Here is a 21,149-nt window from a genome sequence, read left to right as displayed (position 1 = left end):
ACCGTTCAGTGTCGACACGGGCAGAAAAACAAGGCCAGCGGGGCATCGACCGCCACCCCGCTTCCCGCCACCCGCCAGGCCTGATGAACTGTTCCCATGTCCGAGGGCCAGCCGTTCGCCGGCGACGTCTTCCTCGATCTGGTCCGCGACGGGCGGCTGACGATCGAGGCGGCCGAGGCCGCCCGTCTGGTGTGCGGTCTGGAGCGAACCCTGGCCACGGTGACCGAGCGGCTGCGGGTGGTCCGCCGGTGGCGGGAATTGGACGCGCCGAGCCTGGACGGGCTGCCCGGACCAGCCGCGCAGATGGTCGCGGACGCCGTCTTCCAAGACCAGACGCTGCCCGGCCGGCTCGAGGAAGCAGCCATTGAGCTGCCCAAATACATCGATGCCCTGCGGCGGGCCGCCCGCGCGTAGACGCGCGTGGAGCGGATGTAGAGCGAATGTAGAGATCGACCTCCGAGACTTTGCCTCGTCGTCAGGTGAGGTACGTCGAGGAGGACTCCGTGCACCAGATCAGCGTCGTCGTGCAGTCGTCGGACCCGTTGACCCGGGCCGGCCTGCACACCCATCTGCAGGACAGCGCCGGGGTCAGCGTGGTGCCGCAGGACCGGTGGCTCGACGCCGGTGTCCGGGTGGTCGCCACCGACCGGCTGCGCCCCGAGTCGGTGACCGCGCTGCGGCGCTCGGCGACCGACAGCACGGCGCCGGTGGTGCTGATCGTCGACGAGGTGTCCGAGCACGACCTGCTGGTGGCCGTCGAGTGCCGAGTGGTGGCCGTGCTGCCGCGGGCCGCGGTGACCGCCGAGCGGCTGGTGCACTCGGTGCGCACCGCGGCGTCGGGTGGCGGGGTGCTGCCGCCGCAGCTGGTCGGCGAGCTGATCAAACACGTCGAGCGGATGCAGCGCGAGGTGCTCACCCCGACCGGCCCGGGCACCGCCGGGCTGTCCGCGCGGGAGATCGACGTGCTCCGACTGATGGCCGACGGCCTGGACACCAACGAGATCGCCGGGAAGCTGTGCTATTCCGAGCGGACCGTGAAGAACGTCATCTACGGCGTCACCCACCGGCTGAAGCTGCGCAACCGCTCGCACGCGGTGGCCTACGCGCTGCGTACCGGAGTGATCTGAAATTGGGTTAAATGGTTTGCCCGGGTGGGTTTGATGGGGGCATGCCACCCGAACTCGTGAGTCCGCCCAAGCTTCGTCCCGGCGACAAGGTCGCGGTGGTGTCGCCGTCCTGGGCCGGGCCTGGGGTCTATCCGGATCTGCACGAGCTGGCCATGCGCCGGCTGCGTGAGGACTTCGAGCTGGAGCCGGTGGAGTTCCCGACCACGCGCACCCAGGCCTCGGCCGCCGAGCGGGCGGCCGACCTGATGGCGGCGTGGGCCGATCCCTCGATCCGGGCGGTGCTGGCCACCATCGGCGGCGACGACCAGATCACCGTGCTGCCGCACCTCGACCCGGCGGTGTTCCGCGCCGACCCCAAGCCGTTCTTCGGCTACTCCGACAACACCAACCTGCTGAACTGGCTGTGGACGCACGGGCTGGCGGCCTACCACGGCGGGTCGACCATGGTGCATCTCGCGCGCGGCGCCGGGCTGCACCCGATCTCCGCCGACTCGCTGCGGGCGGCGCTGTTCACCAGCGGTGACCTCGAAATCCGGCCGGTGCCCGAGTTCAGCGAGGAGGAGAGCGCCTGGGGGTCGCTCGAGTCGCTGGTCTCCTCGCCGCCGACGATTCCGAGTCCGGGCTGGGTGTGGCACCGGCCGGACCGGGTGGTCAGCGCCCCGACCTGGGGCGGCAACCTGGAGGTCCTGTCCTGGAACCTGGCCGCGAACCGGTGGATCCGCCCGGTCGAGGACTATGCCGGCGGGGTGCTGATCCTGGAGACCTCGGAGGAGTTGCCCGCTGCCGAAGAGGTGTTCCGGATGCTTCGCAACTTCGGCGAGCGCGGCCTCCTGCAGCAGTTCCCGGTCGTGCTGATGGCCACCGCGAAGGCGGCGTTCTTCGGGAAACCCCCGTCACCGTCGGCGCGGACCTCTTATCGCGAGGACCAGCGGGCCGCGGTGCTGCGCGCGCTGGCCGACTACAACCCGTCCGCGATGGCGGTCTTCGGTGTCGATTTCGGACACACCGACCCGCAGTACGTGTTGCCCTATGGCGGCCGGATCACCGTCGACGGGCCGGGCCGGAGGGTCGTCGCGCACTACTGAAGTGCCCGCACCTCGAGGTCGAACAACCGGTCGGCACTCAGGCCCATCGAGGCGAAGTTGCCCTCGATCTCCAGGCTGACCAGGCCGTGCAGCCGGCTCCACGCGGTCATCGCGTGCAGCACCACCGCCGGATCGGCCTCGCCCATCTGGCGCCGCCGGGCCCAGGCCGCGATCTCGGCGCTCAGCTCGGGCCCGGGGTCGGCGGCCGCCGGGCCGAGCCGGTCGAGCAACACCCGCATCGCCGCCTGCGAGGCCGCCACCAGGCGTTCGTGGTGCGCGTCGTAGCCGGGGAGCGGCGCGGCGAACAGCAGGCGATAGCGATGCGGCTGGGCCACTGCCCAGGCGCGGTAGGCCGCGGCCAGTGATTCCAGGCCCGGCTCGGCGGCCTGCATGGCGGCGGCCAGGTCCGCATAGGCGTCCAGGATCAGCTCGGTGAGCAGGGCGTCGCGTCCGGCGTAGTAGCGATAGAGCGCCGGCCCGGAGACCCCGAGTTGCTTGGCGATGGCACTCACCGACAGTGCCGGCGGGCCACCCTCGGCCAGCTGGCGCAGGGCAGCATCCTTGATCTCCTGAAGCATCTGTGTGCGGAATCGGTCACGAATCCCGCCTGCGGTCGGCGCCATCACATCACCCTCTCACCAGAGCTAGAAGGTATCACGCTCACCGGCATTTGCGGTCCTTGCATCTGCACGTGCATGCACGTGTGCATCGGTCCTTGCAGAAGTCGCCGTGCGCGCGGCAGGATACGCCCGTGCTGAGAACACCATCGGGCATCAACGCCCGGGAGATGCTGGGGCGAGTGCTGCGCGACCTGCGCGTGCAGAGCGGGACGTCGCGTGCCGAAGCGAGCACGCACCTCGACGCGTCGCCGTCGAAGATCAGCCGGATGGAGCTGGGCCGGGTCGCCGCGAAGGAGTTCGACGTGCGGCGCCTGCTCACCCGCTACCGGGTCGACCCGGCCGAGCGTCCCGCCGTCATCGACCTCGTCCGGCAGCTCGGCGAACGGCAGTGGTGGCACGACTATCCCGAGCTGCCCGGCTGGTTCTGCTCCTACCTGGTGTTCGAATCCGTGGCGCAGCGCATCCACACCTACGAGGTCCGCTTCATCCCGGGGATCCTGCAGACGCCGGCCTATGCCGAGGCGCTCATGCGCACCCGCTATCGCGATCCGGAGGAGCTGCGCCGCCGGGTCGAGGTCCGGATGCAACGGCGCGATCTGCTGCTCAAGGGGCGCCCGCCGCTGCTCTGGGCGGTGATCGACGAGGGCGCGCTGAGCGAGCGGATCGGCGGTCCCCGGATCATGCGCGCGCAGATCGACTTCCTGATCCAGATGGCCAGGCATCCGAACGTGCACCTCCAGGTGCTCGACACCGGGCGGGGCGGCTACATCGGGGTCGGCAACTCGTTCTCCACGCTGCGGCTGCCGATCGCGAGCCTGCCGGACATCGTCTATCTCGAGCAGATCGAGACGGCCAACTTCTTCAGCAGCCGGGAGGAGTCGGAGCCGTACATGGAAGCGTTCGTCAGCCTGACCGTCGAGGCGGGCGACCTGCGCGAAACGAAGCCCATCGACGTCGTGGAGAAGCTGACGCAGGCCCGCGATCGGATCGGGAGCCTTCCCCGCCGTCCGGACCGATCCGCATGACGCCGACATGCTGGTCGACGAGAGCGACACAGTGGACCACTGGGTCGGCTACTACCGGGAGCAGATCGAGGAGTCCCGCGCCATCGTCGCTTCGATGGATCTCGACAGTCCCTGCGCGCGAAAAGACATCATCGAGTGCAACGTGCGTTACGTCCTCTTCCACATGATCGAGGAGACCGCACGCCACGGCGGCCACGCGGACATCATCCGCGAGACCATCGACGGCATCCGCCAAAGCTGACGAGTCAGCGGATCGCGGTCACCAGATAGATGACGGCGGTCGCCAGCATCGGAGCCTTTTCCAGACGGGCGAGCCAGGGCGCGGCGTCGCGCTCGCGGACGGCGCGCACCTGGATCGCCTTCGCGGTGGTGCGGCGCAGGCCGAGGATCCGGTCCGCGGTGGCGAAGTCGCGGAACAGCACCGGGATCGCCTCCACCGAGCGGATCTCGAAGCCCGCGGCGGGGGCCAGCCGGATCAGCTGACGGCCGATCGTGCAGTTGGCGACGAGGCCGGCGGTGAACCGCGCGAAGGCCCGGCTCATCGCGATGTCCTCATCGGACACGGTGAGCGTGTCCCAGTCCGGCTCGGCCATCGCCAGCACACCACCCGGCCGCAGCACCCGATGCAGCTCCGCGAGCGCGGCGGCCGGGTCACGCAGGTGCTGCAGGATCCGGTCGGTGCGGGCACGATCCACCGACGCGTCACGCAACGGCAAGTGGTGGGCATCCCCGGCGCGGAACGAGACCGTGGCGAGGTCACCCAGCCGCCGGGCCGCCTCGTCGAGCATCGCGGTGTCGTGGTCGACACCGATGACCGAGCCGGTCGCGCCCGCCCGCTCGGCCAGACCACGCAGGTCGATCCCGGGCCCGCAGCACCACGTGGCCGGGGCGGACGTCGAGCGCGGCGGCGGCCCGGTCCTTGTAGTCGGATCCGGCCGCCGCCGCGTCCAGGTATTCGATGGTGTCGGGCCGGCTCATCCGTCCACCACATCAGAGAGTTGTGTGCGATCGGTGATGCGCCGGTGCCGGTTCAGTGGCGCCTTCAGCAGCGCCAGACGATCGGCGTCGAGCTCTCCTCGTGGGTGTGTTCGCCGGCGATCACCCGGCCGTCGGCGCTGACCGCCGTCGCCGTTTCGAGGTCGCGGGGTCCGGTGAGCGCCGGCAGGGTCACCGGTGTGCCGGCCCGGCGCACCAGGGCGTCCCGGTAGGGCGGGGTGGCGGCCGGCACGTCGTCGGTGCCGACCAGGTCGCCGGCGGCGGTGATCCCCGACGCCTCCATGCCGTTGATCGGCTCGACCGTTCCGCGGCTCAGACTCCAGCGCACCTGGCGGTTGCCGGACGTGCCGAGCACCCAGTCGCCGGCGATGGCGGTCGCGGTGCCGGTGGTCTGGCCGTTCAGGCCCGGCAGGGCCCGGGTCTCGTCGGTGTTCAGATCCCACAGCTGCGGGACGCCCGCGCCGGAACCCACCATCTGACCGGTGGCGGAGATCCCGGAGGCGGTGGAGGGCACCGGCCCGACCGGCGCACGCACGATGCCGGGCCGGCCGGCCTCCCAGACCACCGCCTGGTCCCGATCCTTCGGGCCGTGCGCGCCGCCGGCGATGTCGCCGCGGTCGTTCACGTCGAACGCGACCATCTGATGCCCCGGCAGCGCGGCCAGGATCTCGATCCGGCCGTCCCGGAAGGCCCACGCGACCTGACGATGGTCGCGGGTGACGCCGCCGACCACCGTGCCGCTCGAGTTCACCGCCAGCGGCGTCGGGCTCAGCCCCTCGACGTCCAGCACGCGCAGCCGGCCGTTGTCCCAGAGCAGGGCCGTGCCGTCCACGCCGGTCTCCTCCGAGCCGAGCACCGCGCCGGCCACGAAACGCCCGTCCGGCGAGACCGCTGTGGCCGTCGCGGGCGTCCCACCCGCGGGCACCGGCAGCGCGGCGACCGTGCAGCGCAGACGCGTTTCGGTGACCACCGGTGCCGGGGTCTCGGAGCGATCGGTGAGCGCGACGACGCCACCGGTCACCGCGAGCACGCCGGCCGAGACCGCCGCGACGGTCCTGGTGCGCTGCCGCCGGCGCCCGGTGGCCACCGCGCGCTGGATGCTGACGTCGAGCGGCGGCACGTCCTGGTCGCGCAGCGGCGCCAGGGTGTCCACCCCGTACTTGCTTTCGGTGTCCATCACGACTCCAAGAGGACGGTGTCCGGGTGATTCAAGAGGCGGCGCATGGTGGCGAGGCCCTTCGAGGTCTGGCTCTTGACGGTAGTCAATGAACGAAAAAAGCCAATCGCGTTGTGGAACCCGTTCCGCATGCGAAAACCGTTGCACCGTAAGGCATCCCGCCTTATGTGATTCCACCGTGTGCACTGCCGACCCGGCCAGTCAGGTCAACGAACACCGGTCCGGCCCAGGTGGCGAACACCGGTCCGCTCCCATCCCGCTCAACCTCACTGCGGCCATGTGGCTACCGGTCCGCGAGGGGACGGCGTGGCTGTCCCAGTCGTGCGCCCCGTGGCCGTGCGCTGTCTTCCTGCGTGTGCAGGTCGGGGACGTGGAGTTGTCCTTGTCCGCCGACGACGCCGTGCCGGTGCTCGATGCCCTGTCAGCGCTGCTCGCGTTGGCATGCCCTGCCGAGGGGGTGACTCGATGAACACCCGAACCGACAAGACCTTGTTGATCCTTACTGCGTTGTTCGTCGGCGGGCTGGCCGTTGTCGCGGGCGCCATCAGCTTCTCCCACATGCGCGAGCTCGCCATGCAACATGGGCAGTTGGGATGGAAGTCGTTGGCGTTCCCGATCAGCGTGGACGGGTTGGAGATCGTGGCCAGCCTCTATCTGGTAGCGCAGCGTCGGGCCGGGCGGCCCACGGGCTGGGTCCCGTGGATTGCGCTGATCGTCGGCACCGTGGCGAGTCTCGCCGCGAACGTCGCGGTAGGCGGCGCGGACCCGGTCGGCAGGGCCCTCGCAGGGTGGCCGGCGCTTTCAATGTTGGTCTCGGTCAAACTGCTGTTCTCCATGTTCGATCATGAAAGTGTTGATCAGCGGACGACCGTCCCGGACGATCAGCGGACGTCCGGGACGGTCCGCCCTACGCAACGGGACGACGCGGCACCGTCCGGGACCGTTCCCACCGAGCGGACGAACACCGTCGCGCCGTCCGCAACCGCCCCGGACGACCGGCCAGCCGACCCCGCCTCGGGCCAGTCGGGCACCTCCGGCGACGCGGCCCCGGCCCGCACCAGCGACCTCGGCCACCGGGCTGCGCTGCACGACACCCGCACCGTGGCACACCTGATCCCGGCCGCGCGGGCGGCCCGCGCGACGCTGGCCGGCGTCGGCCGGTCGCTGTCGCGAGACAACCTCGCGGACGTCCTGCGCGAGGATGGGCACGGCGTGTCCAACGCACGCGCCTCACTCCTGCTGAAGATCCTCAAGACAGAACAGGGCGTGGGCGTGACCACGATCGGCTCGGCGTCCGTCCGGCCCGGTTTGGAAACCTGGGGCCCTCGGTCTGAGGACGTGGCATAGGGCGGCGGCGTGGCGCCCGGCCGAGGAGCCAGCGGCGCGGGGGCCAGCGGCGCAGGGGCCCAGCAGAGCCCACAACGGTGGGGCCCATTGCAGGCGCTCTTGCGACGTACAGCAGTCGGGTGATTGCGATCGCCGCTGGTTCGCCGGGCCGAGCTGTGTCAACAATGCCGTCAAGGCCGATGTCATACACGTATATCGCGGACGGCTGCAAACGCGGGGTACGCTCGTGTGCACACCAGAGTCGCCCGCCATTCTCGCCGACCCCGTTCGTCCTTGTCCGCTACCCGGGGAGCGCTTCATGCCACGACGTATGGTCATAGTCGATCCGGCTTTCGCGCCGCGGCTCAAGGAGATGCGCGGACAGCAGGGATTGTCCCTTCGCCGACTCGGCCAACAAATCCACTGTTCACACGGCTATCTGTGGGACTTGGAGGCGGGGACTAAGCGGCCCAGTGTTTCCGTCGCAGCTCTACTTGACGCTGCCCTCGGCGGCAAAGGTCAACTCTCCGCCATGGTGCATGAGGTGTCAGCCGACACTGGTGAACATGCCGCTGCGGCTCAATCAGGGGGTGGGCTACCGCCGTCGGGGCTAGAGTTCGCGCCGGACTGGCGGCACGGCGTGGATGTCGCGGCGACCTTGTGGCAGGGAGATATGCAGCGGCGGGAAGTATTGCGGGCGGTCGGCTTCAGTGCTGCGGCGTTCATGCCGCCCTCCATGCGCTGGCTTATGTCACCGATGGACGAACGTCCCACCGGCAATGGTGAGCGCCTGGTCGGCGAGCCGGACATTGAAATGATCAAGCGGATTACTTCCACATATCGCACTCTTGACAATCAGTACGGCGGAGGGCACGTACGCGAAAGCCTAGTTCGGTTCCTTGATGCAGAGGTATCCGTAATGCTGCGCGGTCGCTATGACGCTGATACCGGACGCGCGTTGCTGTCGGCGGCCGCGGAGACAACACAGTTAGCCGGTTGGGCTTCCTACGATGCCGGGATGAACGGCCTGGCGCAGCGGTATATGGTTCAGGCATTGAGATTGGCCGGCGGTGCGGGCGACCGCGCATTGGGTGCGGAGATTCTCGCTGCGATGAGCCATCAGGCGGCATACATGTTCGCTTCCGCTGAGGCCGTCGACCTCGCTCGCGCTTCCGGCAAAGCCGCTACGGAAGCAGGTGTTGTGGCGATCCAGGCCGAGTCTGCGGTGCTTGAGGCGCAGGGACACGCATCCGGCGGCGATGAGGCGGCGTGCGCAGCGGCACTGGACCGCGCTGAGCGAGCCTTCGACAAGGCTGATCGGACGAGCGATCCGCAATGGATCGGATACTTTGATGAAGCGTACCTAGCCGCCAAATTCGGGCATTGCTTTGCGGCCCTCGGGCGTGGTGATCTCGCGCAGCGTTTCGCCGCTCGCTCCCTGCAGATGGATGGTCGACACTACGCGCGTGGAAAGCAGTTCAACCTGGTCCTGCTGGCCGTTGCTCACGCGCAGTCGGGCGAAATCGAGCAAGCCAGCGAGGTAGGAGTCTCCGCAGTGGAAGCAACGGAAGGTTTGGATTCGTCGCGCGCCAGAGACTACCTGACGGATCTGTCCAATCGCCTCGCAAAGCACGTTGGACTACCTGCCGTGCGGACTTTCGCGGAACGAGCGCAATCCCTTCTGCGGTCAGCCTAAAGTCGCCCGGTGGCTTTCAGTAGCAGCACTGACAATAGGCCGGAGACAGAGCCGGCGCCGATGATCTCGCCGTCGGTCATGAGTTGTTGAATCTGGGTAAGTGGAATCCATTCGACCCGCTCTGCCTCATTAACGTCAGGCGCGGTGCCAGTATAATCCGCGCCACGCGCAAGGTAGATCACATTCTCTTGGTCAATGGTTCCAACCATGGGCTGGAACCGCACCAACTGTTCGATCGCACGGGGACGCCAACCCGTTTCCTCTTCAACTTCTCTTGCCGCGCCGGTTACCGGGTCCTCATCCGGATCGAGATAGCCGCCAGGTAGTTCCCATACCCAGCGGTTGAGGATGAATCGATGGCGCCACATCATGAGCACACGGTCGGCGTCGTCAACCACGATCACCATTGCGGCAGCCGGCATACGAAGCACGTATTGCTCGAAGCGGACTCCATCAGGCAATTCCACGTCCGCAACGCTGAGGATAGCGCGTCTGGTGTCGTCGACCACTCGCTCGCCGTGAATCGTCCATTCGCTAGCCCTCTTCGCATCGCCGCTCATGGACGGCACCCTAGTTGACGCGGCCTTTCGATGTACTGCCGGTCTGCGTTCGTGTCGGCTGACAGAGGCTGACGCCTGTCGTCTTCACGACCACGGCATGCGGCCATCACGCTACTGATCGAGGGTCGTGGTGGTCGCCGTCGGTCTACATACCACCTCCCCGTCATCCCGAGCACAGGGAACGATTGAGGTGATCATCGTGTTGATCGGCGCCGTAGTTTCTGCCCTGCTGGTGGGCTTCCTCGCAGGACTGCTGTCGTTCAATGTCAAGAACCGGTGGTGTCCCGACTGTGGAGCCACGACCAGTGACATTGCCGGTCGGCACGCAAGGCGCCTGCGATGACCGCACCCCAGATCGGCGACGTCATCGACGTCGAGGACAACGACTACAGGTACGGGATCGGGCGGCTGATCCTGCGCGTCACCACGATCGGGAATCGGCAGAGCACAGCCGATGGCGACTGGGTTGACCTCGATGGGCTCGAACTCCGACCGGACGGCACGCAACTCGGCGTGCAACCGCGCCATGCCGCAATCCGGATAACCGCGCTGCGCAATCAACGGCGACCGGGAGCACGGCCATGAGCGCCACGACCGAAATGGTCGCCCGCCGGACCGCGTCACCAGCACTGACAACGGCGGCTCACCCACCGTCGGCTCGCACGGCGCCGCGACAGCCTCTTACCCCTGCTCGGACACCCGGCACCCCCGATTGCCTGCTCGGAAGCGTCACTTGTGAAAGGGACTGTTGATGCCACCAGTGGAGCCGCGCGGGCTCGCCGATGATCTGTGGCTCGCGGCGCACGACAGCGTCAATGGCAAGTCCCAGATTGGTGACTGGCCATTGGGTGTCGGGTTGGCTACTGGGCTGATCGCCGAGCTGGTCCACCGCGGATTCCTCGAGTTCCGTCAGGGTGAACTGTTCCGTACCACGGCTGAGCTGCCCGATGATCCCGCCCTGCGCCCACTGTTGATCAAGATGGACGCCGAGGAACAGACCTGGCCGCCGCCCCCGCCAGCGCGAGCGGCGGGGAGGGCACGAGATGACTTCGACTGGCCGCCGAGGGCGTCTGACGGCCGAGGTTGGTCGTCACCGGTGCAGGAGGAGAACCGGCACCGCAGGCGCGGCCATGAACTCGGCGTGTGGATGTCGTATCTGGCCTACGAACAACGCGCCGAGACCCGCGTCCTTGACCGGCTCTCCCGTACCGGCCTGGTCCGGCGTGAACAGCGCCGCCGGCTGCTGGGCGGCACGACGGTCAGCTATCTACCTCTCGACTCCGTGGTCTCCGGAACCCCGGCAAACACGATCACGATCGCCGTGCAGAGCAGCCGTCGCCTCGACCGGTCCCAACTGGTGCTCGCGGGCCTGTTCCTGGCCACCGGCTTGCATCACCACGCGCTGGCCACGCTGACCCCGTTCGAGCGCTCGCAGCTGGCCGAGGAACTCAAACGGGGTCTGGACGACACGTCACGGGAGTTGCTGCGCGCCGCGGACGCCGCGGTCGGTGAGGCCGCCATGCGCTGACCACCACCTCCCACCATCCCATCACCTCCACCACACCCCTCGACCCTTTGCAGGAGGAACCTCACGGTGTCCGCATCATCCCGCCTCAAAGCGCCGACCAGCGTGACTCACGCGCTGGCCCGTAACCGGCTCGGCCCGTTCGCCATCGGCGCAGCCATCGCCTCGTCCGTGGCGCCGGAGACCGTCGTCGCGTTGGTCGTCAGCAGCGCCCTGGCCGTCACCGGCCTGCTCGGCTTCCCGATCGCCATCGTCGCCGTCGCCGCGATCCTGCTGATCTTCGTCGTCGGCTACCTGGCGATGGCCCGGCACATCCCCAACGCCGGAGCGTTCGGCGCCTACGTCGCGCACGGCATCGGCCGGCCGTTCGGCGTCGGCACCTCCTGGTTCGCCCTGGCCACCTACACCAGTTTCCAGCTGTGCTGCTACGGCGGGCTCGGCGCCGCGATCGGCGCCCCGCTGCTCAAAGCCTGGTCCGGCTACGACGTGCCCTGGTACGTGCTGGCGTTCGCCGCCTGGATCCTCATCGGAGTCCTCGGCGCCAACGAGGTCAAACTCTCCGAGAAAGTCCTGGTGGTCCTCGTCGTCGCCGAAACCCTCCTGGTCGTGTTCTACAGCCTTGCCATCATGCTCGGCCCCGGATTCGCCTTCACCGGCGCGGCCCTGGCCCTGGACAACCTGTGGGGACCGTCCGCCGGTGTGCTGATCGTGCTCGGCATGACCGCGTTCGCCGGTGTCGAGCAATCCGCGGTGTACATCGAGGAGAGCAAGGACCCGAAGCGCACCATCCCGGTCGCGACCTACGCCACCGTGCTGACCATCGCCGCGGTGTACGTCCTCGCCTCGTGGGTGCAGATCTCCGCCGGCGGCCCGCAGATCATCGAACGGGCCACTGCCGAAGGGGCGGACCTGTTCTTCAACCAGGCCGCCGTCCTGCTCGGCGACCTCGCCGTCACCGTGGGCCGGGTGTTGCTGTTCACCGGCCTGATCGCCGCTTTGCTGGCCTTCCACAACGCCATCGCCCGGTACACCTTCGCGCTCGGCCGCGAAGGTGTGCTGCCGCGGGCGTTCGGCCGCACCACCATCAAAGGTGCCCCGCGTAACGCCTCCCTGGCGCAGACCGCGGTCGCGTTCGTCGTGCTCACCGGGTACGCGGTCGCCGGCTGGGACCCCCTGGTCCAGTTGTTCTACTGGGGCAGCACCAGCGGCGGCCTGGGTGTCCTGCTGCTCTACACCCTGACCAGCATCGCCGTCATCTGCTTCTTCGCCCGCGACGCGCGCGGCGAAAGGCTGTGGCAGCGGCTCATCGCCCCGCTGATCGCTACCGGGATCCTGCTGTTCCTCTCCTACCTGGCGCTGGTCAACTTGGCCACGCTGTACGGCGTCACTGCTGGCACCGGTCCCGCCCAGGTCGTACCCATCGCGTTGATGATCATCTTCGCCGCCGGAACCGTCTGGGGCCTGATCCTCAAACGCACCAAACCTGAGGTCTACCAGGGCATCGGCCGCGGCACCCGCAGCGCCACCGCCACCAACTCTGGCCTGTCCGCCATCCTCTGACCGAAAGGACATCTACCGATGACCAGCACCACCGCGGTCCTCCGCATCGCCGGTCCGGGTGACATCGACACCGTCGCCGACATCGTCGCGGACTCCTTCCTGCACCTGGACGCCATTCGCTTCCTGGTTCCCGATGACCAGCGGCGGCGGCGGGCGTCCCGGGATTGGTACCGGCTGTACATCGCTCATGCCGTCGCGGGCGCGGGGCAGGTCGTCATGACCGAGGACGCCAGCGCAGCGGCGGTGTGGTTCGACCGCACCGGCGAGTTCGCTGAGCCCGTGGGTTACGCCAAGCACTTGGCCGACCTCGCCGGTGACGACCTGCCGCGCTTCGCCGAACTCGACCGGCAGATGGACGCCCACCACCCGAGCGACTCGCACTGGCACCTGCTGTTCCTCGCCGTACACCCCGACCGGTGGAACCAAGGGCTGGGCAGCACGCTGATGAACTACACCCACGCCCGCCTCGACGCCGGCGGCATCCCGGCATACCTGGAAGCCACCAGTGAGCAGAACCGGCGACTGTACCGGCGGCACGGCTACACCGACATGAGCCCACCAACCCTAGAACTGTCCGACGGGACGGCCCTGTTCCGGATGTGGCGTCCGGTGCGAACCGGCTGACTTCGCCCCATCCGTCGCCTCGACTGCTCACCCCTGTTTCGCAGCAGCTAACCCACAGCAAGGACCTGACCTGATGGACCCCGCCGAGCCAGACTTCGTCTTCGACGCCTCGGTCGCGCATCCCGCGCGGCGCTACAACTACTGGCTCGGCGGGAAGGACAACTTCCAGGCTGACCGCGAATCGGCCGACGTGATCGAGGCGATCTACCCGCACGTGCGTACCGCCGCGGTGCAGAACCGGCGGTTCCTGCACCGGGTCGTGCGTTACCTCGTCGAACAAGCCGGCGTCCGGCAGTTCCTGGACATCGGCACCGGGCTACCCACCGCCGCCGACAACACGCACGAGGTCGCCCAACGCATCGACCCGGCCGCCCGGGTGGTCTATGTGGACAACGATCCGCTCGTGATGACCCATGCCCGCGCGCTGCTCACCAGCAACCCGGCCGGCAGAACAGCCTTTGTCGACGCCGACCTCCTCGACCCGCAGCGAATCCTCACCGACACCGAACTCGCCACCACTGTGAACATGGACGAACCCGTCGCGGTGCTGCTCATGGCAGTGCTGCATTTCCTGCCGGACACCGAGGCCGCTTACAGCGTCGTCAAAACGTTGACCGACGCGCTACCGGCGGGCAGCTACCTCGCCGTCTCGCACGCCATCGACGACTTCCTACCACCGGAGACCGCTGAAGCGTTCCGGACGAACAAATTCGACTTCACCAGCCGCAACCGCGCCCAGGTCAACGGGTTCTTCGACGGCCTTGACGTCATCCCACCCGGGGTCACTGTTGTCAGCCAGTGGCGCAACCCCGACACCGAACCGCCCCCGCCGGAACACGTCTCGGTCTACGGCGGCCTCGCCCGCAAACCAGGCAGCCGGTGACCCCCACTACCCATTCACACCGGCCCCCGCAGAGCGGCGTGTCGCCGCTACGACATGCCGACATCCGCACCACGCTGCGGCACCTCACCGGCCTGACAGTGCCGCCCACGGTGGGCGGCGCACCCGGCCCCATCGTCGGATCGCCCGGAGCGCACCGCCACCACCGGCCCGACCGTGCAACTCGCCCGATCGCCGGCCTGATGCTCGAACAAGCCGACCGGCCCGCAACCGGAACGAGGTAGGAGATGTCAGTCATCGTCAGCCCGCAGGAGGACATCTACGTCGCCGTGCGCCCCGGCGCACAAGCAGGCATGCAGCTCCCGGCGACCCACTACGACGAACTGGCGACGGCGGCGGCCAGCGGCGTTGCCGTGCCGTCCTGGTTCGTCACCGCCGCCCAGCAGGCATGGCAGATCGACATCACCGGCCTGCCCACCGCTGATGCCTTGGCGGTTCGGCCCCGTCCGGTCGGCCCGGTGACCTACAGCCGCGCCTCGTGGGAAATCAACAAGGGCTGCAACTTCTCCTGCGAGCACTGCTACCTGGAACAACGACCGTTCGCCGGATTGCCCTTGCAGGACAAGCTGCGCCTGGTCGACATGCTGGCCGACATGGGTGTGCTCTGGTTCCAGATCACCGGCGGCGAACCGCTGATCGACCCCGACTTCCCGCCCGCCTACCAACGCGCACACGACGCCGCGATGATGCTGGAAATCCTCACCAACGGCTCCCGCCTCGCCCGCCCAGAGCTGATCGACCTGTTCACCGAGGCCCCACCACACAAGATCACCGTGTCGATGTACGGGGCCAGCCCGGAGACCGCCGACGCCCTTACCCAAACCCGCGGCGCGTTCAAGAACACCTACCGTGGACTGCTGGCAGCTGCCGACGCCGGCCTGCCGGTCGAGGTCACGATCATCATCACCAAACACAGCGTCGACGAGCTGGAAGCCATGCGCGCTCTCGTCGACGAACTCGGTTTCGCGCGCAACGAGTACGGGTCGATTTCACCGACCTACACCGGCAACGGCACCACCCTGCAAACGCAGGCGCCCGGCTACCTCGACAAAAGCGCCGTCTTCGCCGGTTGCCCCGCCGGGCACACCTCGTTCCACGTCGACCCGCACGGCTTCGCCACCATGTGCAAGGTCGGCCGGGACAACCCCATCAGCCTGATCACTGAAGGCCCTGAAGGGCTGTCGCGCCTGCCCACGATCGCAGACGCCCAAATGCTTCGCACAGGCGGATGCACAGGCTGCACCCTGTCGTCCACCTGCCGGGTATGCCGACCCATGGCACGCGTGTACCAGGAAGCGAAGGCACCACTGCAAAATTACTGTCAGCACGGCGAAAGGAACACGTCATCATGACCGTCACCGCTGTCGAGATCACCAACCGTCCCGCCGCAACCGGCCCCGCCAACCGTGACACCGGCCGCCCGGCCGAGCCTTCCGGCGTGGTCATCGTCGCCAACGTCGACTCCCTGACCACCAGCAACCAGCGCGGCTGCGGCAACGACAACCCCTACAACTGACCCCACGTCCAACGTGAGCGCCCCGGATCATTGGCGGGCCATGACCCAGAGATCCGGGGGCGCGCCCCCTACTGAGGAACTTCTCTTGCCGCTCACCCGCATCTCGTACCGGCACCTCCCGACCAGCGTCCGCAACAAGGTCGAGGAGACGACCGGGACCGTCACCGCAGCCTCATCGGTCGGCGCGGGACTGAACAGTTCCGTCGCCGCCCTGCTGCGCACCACTGCTGGTCGCTACTTCGTGAAGGCGCTGCCATGCGGCCACCGCTGGGCATGGACGCAGGCACGAGAAGCCGAGATCGCTGAGCACGTACGCCCGGTCGCTCCGAGGCTGCACACCCGCATCGTGACCGACAACTGGGACGTGCTCGTCTTCGAAGCACTGCACGGACGCCACGCGGACTACGCCCCCGGCTCCGCCGACCTCGCACACGTCGCAGACCTGCTCATCCGGATCGGGAAGCTACCCTGCCCCGACATCACCTTGCGACACGCCGAACAACGCCTCCAGGCGTACGCCGAGGCAGAAGACTTGCACTACTTCACTGGTGACGCTCTGCTGCACACCGACTGGAACAACGCCAACATCATCATCGACTCTGACAGCGCCCGCATCGTCGACTGGGGATGGGCAACCCGCGGCGCCGCATGGCTCGACGCCGCCTACTGGGTGATCTGGCTGATCATGGCGGGCCATGAACCCGCCGACGCCGAACAACACGCCGCCGCCATCCCCTCCTGGCAAGCGGCGCCGCCTGCCGGCCTCGACGCCTTCGCCGCCGCGAACGCGCGACTTTGGACAGCAACCGCCGGCCACGAACCGGACGCCTTCACCGCACCGCTGGCCGACGCCGCTCAGCTATGGCACCGACACCGCTCACTACGCCTGTACTGAGAGAAATTGCCGGGCTGGTGCCCATAGAATTCAGCAAGCCGGGCATCCGAAAGGCGACATTTGTCATCGGCCGTTCGGGTGATTGGGTGGACAGCGGTGTTCAGGTAAGCGCTTTCCTGCGGCTATGTGTAGGTGAGAGTTCGGTGGGCCGACTGGCACGGTCCGCAAGGGACGCTGGTCTGTGTCGAGGCGTAGACCGGACCGGTTCGAGTGGCAGGGGCGGGGGTTCCGGGATGGGGCGTCGCTATCAGGTCGGTCCCGAGCAGAGCCGGTTCTGGCGGCCGTCCGGCCTCTCGGCGCAGGTTGATCTGCGCGGGGTCCGTGACCGGCATTGGGAGCTGCTGGCCGTGCTGGCGCAGTACGCGGTGCTGGACACCGGGCAGGTCGCCGGGTTGATGTTCGGCAGTAGACCGGCGGCGGTGCGGCATCTCGGGGTGCTGGTGAAGGCCGGGCTGGTGTGGCGGTTCGTGTACGACAACGACTCGTCGCACCGGGCCTTCTACGAGGTCAGCGCCAGCGGAATCGTGCAACTCACGCGGCGGCTGCACGGGGCTTCGCACCCGGTGCCGGCGAGTCTGGGTGTAGCGCACCGCGATCAAGTCGACGTGAACGGGTTCATGATCGGATTGACCAGGGCGGCGCGGGCCAGCCAGGGTCAGGCCTGGCTGTACGGGTGGCGGCCCGGCGCGGACGTGGTGACGTGGCTGCACCGGCTGGGCATCCGATGGGTGCAGCCCCGCGCGGCCGGGGTCTGGTTGCAGGACGGCCGCGCGCTGCGGTTCCTGCTGCACGTCGACGACGACACCCCAGCCCCATTCAGCGGCGACCCGGCACCTCGTCCGGTGCAAGCCCTGCACGGCTACCGGCACGCCGACACCGGTGTACCCGCCAGTTGCCTGCTCATGCTGTGCCCCACCCCAGCCCGGGAACAACAACTCCACGAGGACCTGGCCACCGATCCAGTACCGGTGCCGGTCGCGACCACCACGCTCGACCGGCTCCACGCCACGGCCGACCCGAGCGGACCTATCTGGACGGTCACCGCTCCCGGAACCGCATTGGTTCGGCTGACCGAGGTGCCCGGCATATAGCCACCGACAGCTGCCGCCTGCGCATCGGCTGCCGTGGAAACAGCTTCGCGGTGTGGTGTCCGGCGGGGGCATCGCCGGGGTGTACGGGTGGGTGTCCGCCTTGATCCGGACCCCTAGACCGACCCCCACGCTTGTCTGACAGTGCAGGCCAGCGCCGTTCTGACAGACTCCGCGCGGGTCGCGACAGACCCTCTCTGGGGGTCTCCCGGTGGGGGTGAAAGTGCGTATGGCTGTCGTCTCTGATCGAAGGGTGTTCGTGTATGGAGGAACGTTTCCTGCGGGTCCAAGCCCGTCTTACCGACCGTGATCACGTCCTGCTCGGCTGGCTCGCCGATCATGGTGTGCTGACCTCATTCCAGATCGCCCACGCCCTGTACGGGTCACTGGACTTCGCCCAGCGCCGGCTCCGCAAGCTCTGTCAGGTCGACTTGCTGGCCCGGTTCCGGCCGTTTCGGGCCGAGGGCGGCACCTACCCGTACCACTACGTCCTCGGCCAACTCGGGACTGAGGTCGTTGCCGCGCACCGCGGGGAGGATCTGCCCCGCAAGGACCAGGCCCGTAAGCGCCGCTGGCATCTGACCAACCGGGCGAACCTGCCGCACCTGCTGGGGGTCAACCAGTTCTTCACCGACCTCGCCGGGCATGCCCGTACCCATCCTGGTGCGGCGCTGGAACGGTGGTGGCCAGCGGCACGGTTCACCACGATGGGCGGGTTCATGGAGCCCGGCGACCCGCCCACCCTGATGGCCCGCATCCCGCGGGTCCGCCCGGACGGGCACGGCGTGTACGCCGAGCACGAACGGCGGACGCCGTTCTTCCTGGAGTACGACACCGGCACCGAACCCCTACCCGTGCTGATCGCGAAGATCGACGGCTACGAGAACCTGGCCCGCGCGACCGGCCGCGCCTATCCGGTGCTGTTCTGGCTGCACTCCACAGTGCGGGAACATCATCTGCACCACCAGCTCACCAAGGCCGGCATCCGATACCCCATCGCCACCGCCGCCCGCGACGCCATCACCGGTACCGGGCTGAGCCCCGCCGACGACGTCTGGCGCCTGCACCAGCGTGCAGGGGCGGCACTACGGCTAACGGACCTACCGACGTCGGCCGCAGCGCGGCGGCCCGTGGCTGAACCGCGTACGACTCCCTGAGATCTCCGCTGTCGAAGATCCGTACGCACGGCGGGCAGGGTGTCAACCCAACCGGCATCACCGCGACCCAACAGCACCCAACCGGGCCGCGGCTGATCGCGCCCAACCCGACCAACCACATCCTTTGACTCGCAATGTCTTTCCGTCCGGCACCGGCCGGCCGGGATGTCTCGAGAGGAGAACCCCCATGCCCACCACGATCATCTGCGCCTGGCACATCAGTGTCCCGCGAGGAGGACGATGGTTCGACGCCATCATGACCAACGGCTGAACCCCCACGCACCGCAAGACCCGTCGCCCGTCGCCCCGTCTGGGGCGGCGGGCGAACTCGCATCGGCGGACAACCCGCACGCCAACACGCCAGGACACCCCGACGCCCGCGGCACCCTGCCGATGGCCCACAAACTCACCGACCCCGCCATCGAAGAGGAGATCCAGGCCCTCGCCGCCGAGGCACCCCTACCCACCATCGATCAAGCCGCACGCCTTGCCCGGCTCCTGCGGCTCCATCGCGTCAACGCGGCCTGACCATCGTGGGCGTGGGGGCGGACGCGGCAAGGATCCGACGTCCGCCCCTCCGCGGTGATCGCTTTAGCCTCGCCCCCAGGCCGACCACTCCGAACCTCACTTCACCCCGAGCCGTATGCCCGCTTGGAGATCGGCAAGCGCCGCCTCTACGAGGGCCCGGAAGCAGAGCGATCGTGTGGAATGGGGCACCAGTTGTCAGCGCTCACGGAATTCCGCAGGCCGTGATCCGCTCACGTAATTCCCCCAGTCGGCGGTCGCCATGGCCGAGGGCGGTCGCTCGTCGTCCGCGGCGTCGGGCCGGCGGGCGTAAGAGCAAAGAGCAGCACCGAGGAGGGGACGAGGCAAGGTCGTAGCAGATGGTTCAGCTGATTCGGCCCGGCCTCTTGGGCCGTCGCTCGTCGTCCCCCAGGGGAATTCCGTGAGCCGATGCCAGAGGAAACTCGTGAGCGTCCACACCGGGACGGCACTGCCATGAAAGCAGAGTAGCTGCTCCTCGGCTGTGGTGCTCTGCCTGGGCCGGCGAATCGTCAACTGGGGTGGCGTCGGCTCCACGACCTCGGCAGCCACAGGACCCCTCGTTTGTAAGTTCTGGGCGCGTCGGCTGGCGACGTCCGTCTGTGGCCGTGGCCTCGGAAGGTTGTCCGTCGCCGCGTCGCCCTGGTCGTCGTCGTACGCGCCGGTTGCTGTCAGCGTTGCTGTCAGAACGACTCCCAGGCTGCCAGGACGTTCGTCGGCTACGACCGCCGGCCTTCAAGCGTCGGGGCTTGGAACGAGGCTACCTGCGGCACCCAGATGCCGGAGTGGCTATCCTGCTGCGGTGGGTGAATTCGTGCGGTGGTTAAGCAGCAACGCTGACAACGTCATCTTGACGGTGGCCTCCGTCTTCATCGGCGCCCTCATCAGTTGGTACTTCTTCATGCGACAGAAGCAGCCGAAAACATTAGACTACGCCGTTCTCTCTAATGAGCCGATCAGTACTAGGGCGGCGGATAACGATGATCGGCTCAAGGTCGTATGGGACGGCGAGGTACCCGGGTATACCGAGAGACAGCACGTCCTTAAGGATCCTCGAATTTGCCGTCTTCGCATCCGCAACACAGGTAAGAGGGAAATTCAAGAAGCGGATTTGCAGCAGCCAATCGAAGTGAGCGTTCCTCGCGGAATCATCCTTGATGTATCCGTCACCGAGTCCTCTCATCCTGGAATATACCCTTTGGGTAGCATCAAGGGCGATGACAGATTTCAATGCGAGTTTAAGCCTAAACTGATGAATTCGGGGGATTGGATCGACTTAACGCTAATCACTGACCGAGCTATAGATGACCCAGAAGTTAAGTGTTGGATAACCGGAGAGTCCCGACCAATTCGCCGAGTGGCAGGATTGTCAACGGAGTCGCCACTAAAGATCTTCAAGAACGCTCTCCTCTTGGTGCTAAAAGAGGACAGAGGCATATCTGGCGTTGCAGCGGCAGGGCTCGTGGCGGCTCTCGCTGGCATTCTATCCGGCTTCTTGTCCTGAGGAGCGAGTCGACAGGACAACGTGGAATTGGCCGGTCCCAATACTGATGGCCCATGTCAATGAGAAGCCAAGCCACCACACGACCCCTTGACGCCCAGGCAACCGACAGAGTTCTTTGACCTGGCTCCGTAGGGACGATGACCTGCGGCTCTAGGCCGTAAGCGTCCGTGGTTGTCCGTCGTGGTTACTGGCGATTGTCACTCAGTTAGTCACTCAGGCCAACT

At 67.6% G+C, this 21,149-nt stretch carries 23 protein-coding genes; 19 read left to right on the top strand and 4 right to left on the bottom strand.

The genetic code is table 11. The features are described from left to right. Positions 1-96: 96 nt before the first annotated feature. From ACZ6TI_RS17050 to ACZ6TI_RS17040, 3 genes are all read left to right on the top strand, one after another. Positions 97-414: a hypothetical protein gene (locus tag ACZ6TI_RS17050; protein ID WP_465346011.1), complete on the top strand. Its 318-nt coding sequence runs from the start codon at positions 97-99 to the stop codon at positions 412-414. An 89-nt stretch (positions 415-503) separates the two neighbouring features. Continuing rightward, the gene (locus tag ACZ6TI_RS17045) at positions 504-1,127 is read left to right on the top strand and encodes a helix-turn-helix transcriptional regulator (protein WP_465346316.1); all 624 of its coding nucleotides are present in this window, start codon (positions 504-506) and stop codon (positions 1,125-1,127) included. A gap of 41 nt (positions 1,128-1,168) precedes the next feature. Next, entirely contained in the window at positions 1,169-2,212 is a 1,044-nt protein-coding gene (locus tag ACZ6TI_RS17040; protein WP_465346010.1) for a S66 peptidase family protein, read from the top strand. Here ACZ6TI_RS17040 and ACZ6TI_RS17035 read toward each other — a convergent pair. Beyond that, the gene (locus ACZ6TI_RS17035; RefSeq protein WP_465346009.1) at positions 2,206-2,835 is read right to left on the bottom strand and encodes a TetR/AcrR family transcriptional regulator; all 630 of its coding nucleotides are present in this window, start codon (positions 2,833-2,835) and stop codon (positions 2,206-2,208) included. The genes ACZ6TI_RS17040 and ACZ6TI_RS17035 overlap by 7 nt on opposite strands. 128 nt (positions 2,836-2,963) lie before the next feature. Between ACZ6TI_RS17035 and ACZ6TI_RS17030 the strand changes: the two genes are divergently transcribed. Both ACZ6TI_RS17030 and ACZ6TI_RS17025 read left to right on the top strand, forming a co-directional pair. After that, on the top strand, positions 2,964-3,857 hold the full coding sequence (locus ACZ6TI_RS17030; protein WP_465346008.1) for a helix-turn-helix domain-containing protein: 894 nt from the start codon (positions 2,964-2,966) through the stop codon (positions 3,855-3,857). A gap of 7 nt (positions 3,858-3,864) precedes the next feature. Further along, positions 3,865-4,098: a mycothiol transferase gene (locus ACZ6TI_RS17025; protein WP_465346007.1), complete on the top strand. Its 234-nt coding sequence runs from the start codon at positions 3,865-3,867 to the stop codon at positions 4,096-4,098. Between the two features lie 4 nt (positions 4,099-4,102). Here ACZ6TI_RS17025 and ACZ6TI_RS17020 read toward each other — a convergent pair whose 3' ends face one another. Next, positions 4,103-4,702, bottom strand: coding sequence for a methyltransferase domain-containing protein (locus ACZ6TI_RS17020; protein WP_465346315.1), 600 nt, complete (start codon positions 4,700-4,702; stop codon positions 4,103-4,105). Positions 4,703-4,899: 197 nt separating this feature from the next. After that, positions 4,900-6,030, bottom strand: a complete 1,131-nt coding sequence (locus tag ACZ6TI_RS17015; RefSeq protein WP_465346006.1) for a hypothetical protein — start codon at positions 6,028-6,030, stop codon at positions 4,900-4,902. Between the two features lie 465 nt (positions 6,031-6,495). Between ACZ6TI_RS17015 and ACZ6TI_RS17010 the strand changes: the two genes are divergently transcribed. Beyond that, the gene (locus ACZ6TI_RS17010; protein WP_465346005.1) at positions 6,496-7,377 is read left to right on the top strand and encodes a DUF2637 domain-containing protein; all 882 of its coding nucleotides are present in this window, start codon (positions 6,496-6,498) and stop codon (positions 7,375-7,377) included. Positions 7,378-7,675: 298 nt separating this feature from the next. Next, positions 7,676-9,052, top strand: a complete 1,377-nt coding sequence (locus ACZ6TI_RS17005) for a helix-turn-helix domain-containing protein (RefSeq protein ID WP_465346004.1) — start codon at positions 7,676-7,678, stop codon at positions 9,050-9,052. Here the strand turns inward: ACZ6TI_RS17005 and ACZ6TI_RS17000 are convergent. Beyond that, positions 9,049-9,612, bottom strand: coding sequence for an NUDIX hydrolase (locus ACZ6TI_RS17000; protein ID WP_465346003.1), 564 nt, complete (start codon positions 9,610-9,612; stop codon positions 9,049-9,051). The two genes, ACZ6TI_RS17005 and ACZ6TI_RS17000, sit on opposite strands and share 4 nt — an antisense overlap. A gap of 339 nt (positions 9,613-9,951) precedes the next feature. Between ACZ6TI_RS17000 and ACZ6TI_RS16995 the strand changes: the two genes are divergently transcribed. From ACZ6TI_RS16995 to ACZ6TI_RS16940, 12 genes are all read left to right on the top strand, one after another. Beyond that, positions 9,952-10,197 carry a hypothetical protein gene (locus ACZ6TI_RS16995; protein WP_465346002.1) on the top strand — a complete coding sequence of 82 codons (246 nt, stop codon included), beginning with the start codon at positions 9,952-9,954 and terminating at the stop codon, positions 10,195-10,197. Between the two features lie 166 nt (positions 10,198-10,363). Further along, positions 10,364-11,140, top strand: coding sequence for a GOLPH3/VPS74 family protein (locus ACZ6TI_RS16990; protein WP_465346001.1), 777 nt, complete (start codon positions 10,364-10,366; stop codon positions 11,138-11,140). 66 nt (positions 11,141-11,206) lie between these two features. Continuing rightward, the gene (locus ACZ6TI_RS16985) at positions 11,207-12,697 is read left to right on the top strand and encodes an APC family permease (RefSeq protein WP_465346000.1); all 1,491 of its coding nucleotides are present in this window, start codon (positions 11,207-11,209) and stop codon (positions 12,695-12,697) included. A gap of 18 nt (positions 12,698-12,715) precedes the next feature. Further along, a complete protein-coding gene (locus ACZ6TI_RS16980) occupies positions 12,716-13,321 on the top strand; it encodes a GNAT family N-acetyltransferase (RefSeq protein WP_465345999.1) in 606 nt (201 codons plus the stop codon). A 73-nt stretch (positions 13,322-13,394) separates the two neighbouring features. Further along, positions 13,395-14,204: an SAM-dependent methyltransferase gene (locus ACZ6TI_RS16975; protein ID WP_465345998.1), complete on the top strand. Its 810-nt coding sequence runs from the start codon at positions 13,395-13,397 to the stop codon at positions 14,202-14,204. A 245-nt stretch (positions 14,205-14,449) separates the two neighbouring features. After that, positions 14,450-15,574, top strand: a complete 1,125-nt coding sequence (locus ACZ6TI_RS16970) for a radical SAM protein (RefSeq protein ID WP_465345997.1) — start codon at positions 14,450-14,452, stop codon at positions 15,572-15,574. Then, positions 15,571-15,738: a hypothetical protein gene (locus ACZ6TI_RS16965; protein WP_465345996.1), complete on the top strand. Its 168-nt coding sequence runs from the start codon at positions 15,571-15,573 to the stop codon at positions 15,736-15,738. The genes ACZ6TI_RS16970 and ACZ6TI_RS16965 overlap by 4 nt, the downstream gene beginning before the upstream one ends. Positions 15,739-15,823: 85 nt before the next feature. After that, positions 15,824-16,633, top strand: a complete 810-nt coding sequence (locus ACZ6TI_RS16960; protein ID WP_465345995.1) for a protein kinase family protein — start codon at positions 15,824-15,826, stop codon at positions 16,631-16,633. Positions 16,634-16,866: 233 nt separating this feature from the next. Continuing rightward, positions 16,867-17,724 (top strand): hypothetical protein, encoded by an 858-nt coding sequence (locus tag ACZ6TI_RS16955; RefSeq protein WP_465345994.1) that lies wholly within the window; start codon positions 16,867-16,869, stop codon positions 17,722-17,724. A gap of 260 nt (positions 17,725-17,984) precedes the next feature. Then, positions 17,985-18,878 carry a replication-relaxation family protein gene (locus tag ACZ6TI_RS16950; protein ID WP_465345993.1) on the top strand — a complete coding sequence of 298 codons (894 nt, stop codon included), beginning with the start codon at positions 17,985-17,987 and terminating at the stop codon, positions 18,876-18,878. Positions 18,879-19,118: 240 nt separating this feature from the next. Further along, positions 19,119-19,406 (top strand): hypothetical protein, encoded by a 288-nt coding sequence (locus tag ACZ6TI_RS16945; protein WP_465345992.1) that lies wholly within the window; start codon positions 19,119-19,121, stop codon positions 19,404-19,406. An 817-nt stretch (positions 19,407-20,223) separates the two neighbouring features. Then, positions 20,224-20,925: a hypothetical protein gene (locus ACZ6TI_RS16940; RefSeq protein WP_465345991.1), complete on the top strand. Its 702-nt coding sequence runs from the start codon at positions 20,224-20,226 to the stop codon at positions 20,923-20,925. The last annotated feature ends 224 nt before the right edge of the window (positions 20,926-21,149 follow it).

The organism is Actinoplanes sp. NPDC051388, assembly GCF_055586225.1.
The sequence above is the reverse complement of the archived record's forward strand: the minus strand, read 5'-3'. Positions and strand labels throughout refer to the sequence as shown.

Excerpts from the sequence above, each read along its gene's own strand:
- ACZ6TI_RS16965 (WP_465345996.1), top strand. The coding sequence starts at position 15,571 with ATGACCGTCACCGCTGTCGAGATCACCAACCGTCCCGCCGCAACCGGC.
- ACZ6TI_RS16975 (WP_465345998.1), top strand. The coding sequence starts at position 13,395 with ATGGACCCCGCCGAGCCAGACTTCGTCTTCGACGCCTCGGTCGCGCAT.
- ACZ6TI_RS17050 (WP_465346011.1), top strand. The coding sequence starts at position 97 with ATGTCCGAGGGCCAGCCGTTCGCCGGCGACGTCTTCCTCGATCTGGTC.
- ACZ6TI_RS16990 (WP_465346001.1), top strand. The coding sequence starts at position 10,364 with ATGCCACCAGTGGAGCCGCGCGGGCTCGCCGATGATCTGTGGCTCGCG.
- ACZ6TI_RS16995 (WP_465346002.1), top strand. The coding sequence starts at position 9,952 with ATGACCGCACCCCAGATCGGCGACGTCATCGACGTCGAGGACAACGAC.
- ACZ6TI_RS16955 (WP_465345994.1), top strand. The coding sequence starts at position 16,867 with ATGGGGCGTCGCTATCAGGTCGGTCCCGAGCAGAGCCGGTTCTGGCGG.
- ACZ6TI_RS16945 (WP_465345992.1), top strand. The coding sequence starts at position 19,119 with ATGGTTCGACGCCATCATGACCAACGGCTGAACCCCCACGCACCGCAA.
- ACZ6TI_RS16970 (WP_465345997.1), top strand. The coding sequence starts at position 14,450 with ATGTCAGTCATCGTCAGCCCGCAGGAGGACATCTACGTCGCCGTGCGC.
- ACZ6TI_RS16980 (WP_465345999.1), top strand. The coding sequence starts at position 12,716 with ATGACCAGCACCACCGCGGTCCTCCGCATCGCCGGTCCGGGTGACATC.
- ACZ6TI_RS17015 (WP_465346006.1), bottom strand. The coding sequence starts at position 6,030 with ATGGACACCGAAAGCAAGTACGGGGTGGACACCCTGGCGCCGCTGCGC.
- ACZ6TI_RS17010 (WP_465346005.1), top strand. The coding sequence starts at position 6,496 with ATGAACACCCGAACCGACAAGACCTTGTTGATCCTTACTGCGTTGTTC.
- ACZ6TI_RS16950 (WP_465345993.1), top strand. The coding sequence starts at position 17,985 with ATGGAGGAACGTTTCCTGCGGGTCCAAGCCCGTCTTACCGACCGTGAT.
- ACZ6TI_RS17000 (WP_465346003.1), bottom strand. The coding sequence starts at position 9,612 with ATGAGCGGCGATGCGAAGAGGGCTAGCGAATGGACGATTCACGGCGAG.
- ACZ6TI_RS17005 (WP_465346004.1), top strand. The coding sequence starts at position 7,676 with ATGCCACGACGTATGGTCATAGTCGATCCGGCTTTCGCGCCGCGGCTC.
- ACZ6TI_RS17035 (WP_465346009.1), bottom strand. The coding sequence starts at position 2,835 with ATGGCGCCGACCGCAGGCGGGATTCGTGACCGATTCCGCACACAGATG.
- ACZ6TI_RS17025 (WP_465346007.1), top strand. The coding sequence starts at position 3,865 with ATGCTGGTCGACGAGAGCGACACAGTGGACCACTGGGTCGGCTACTAC.
- ACZ6TI_RS17040 (WP_465346010.1), top strand. The coding sequence starts at position 1,169 with ATGCCACCCGAACTCGTGAGTCCGCCCAAGCTTCGTCCCGGCGACAAG.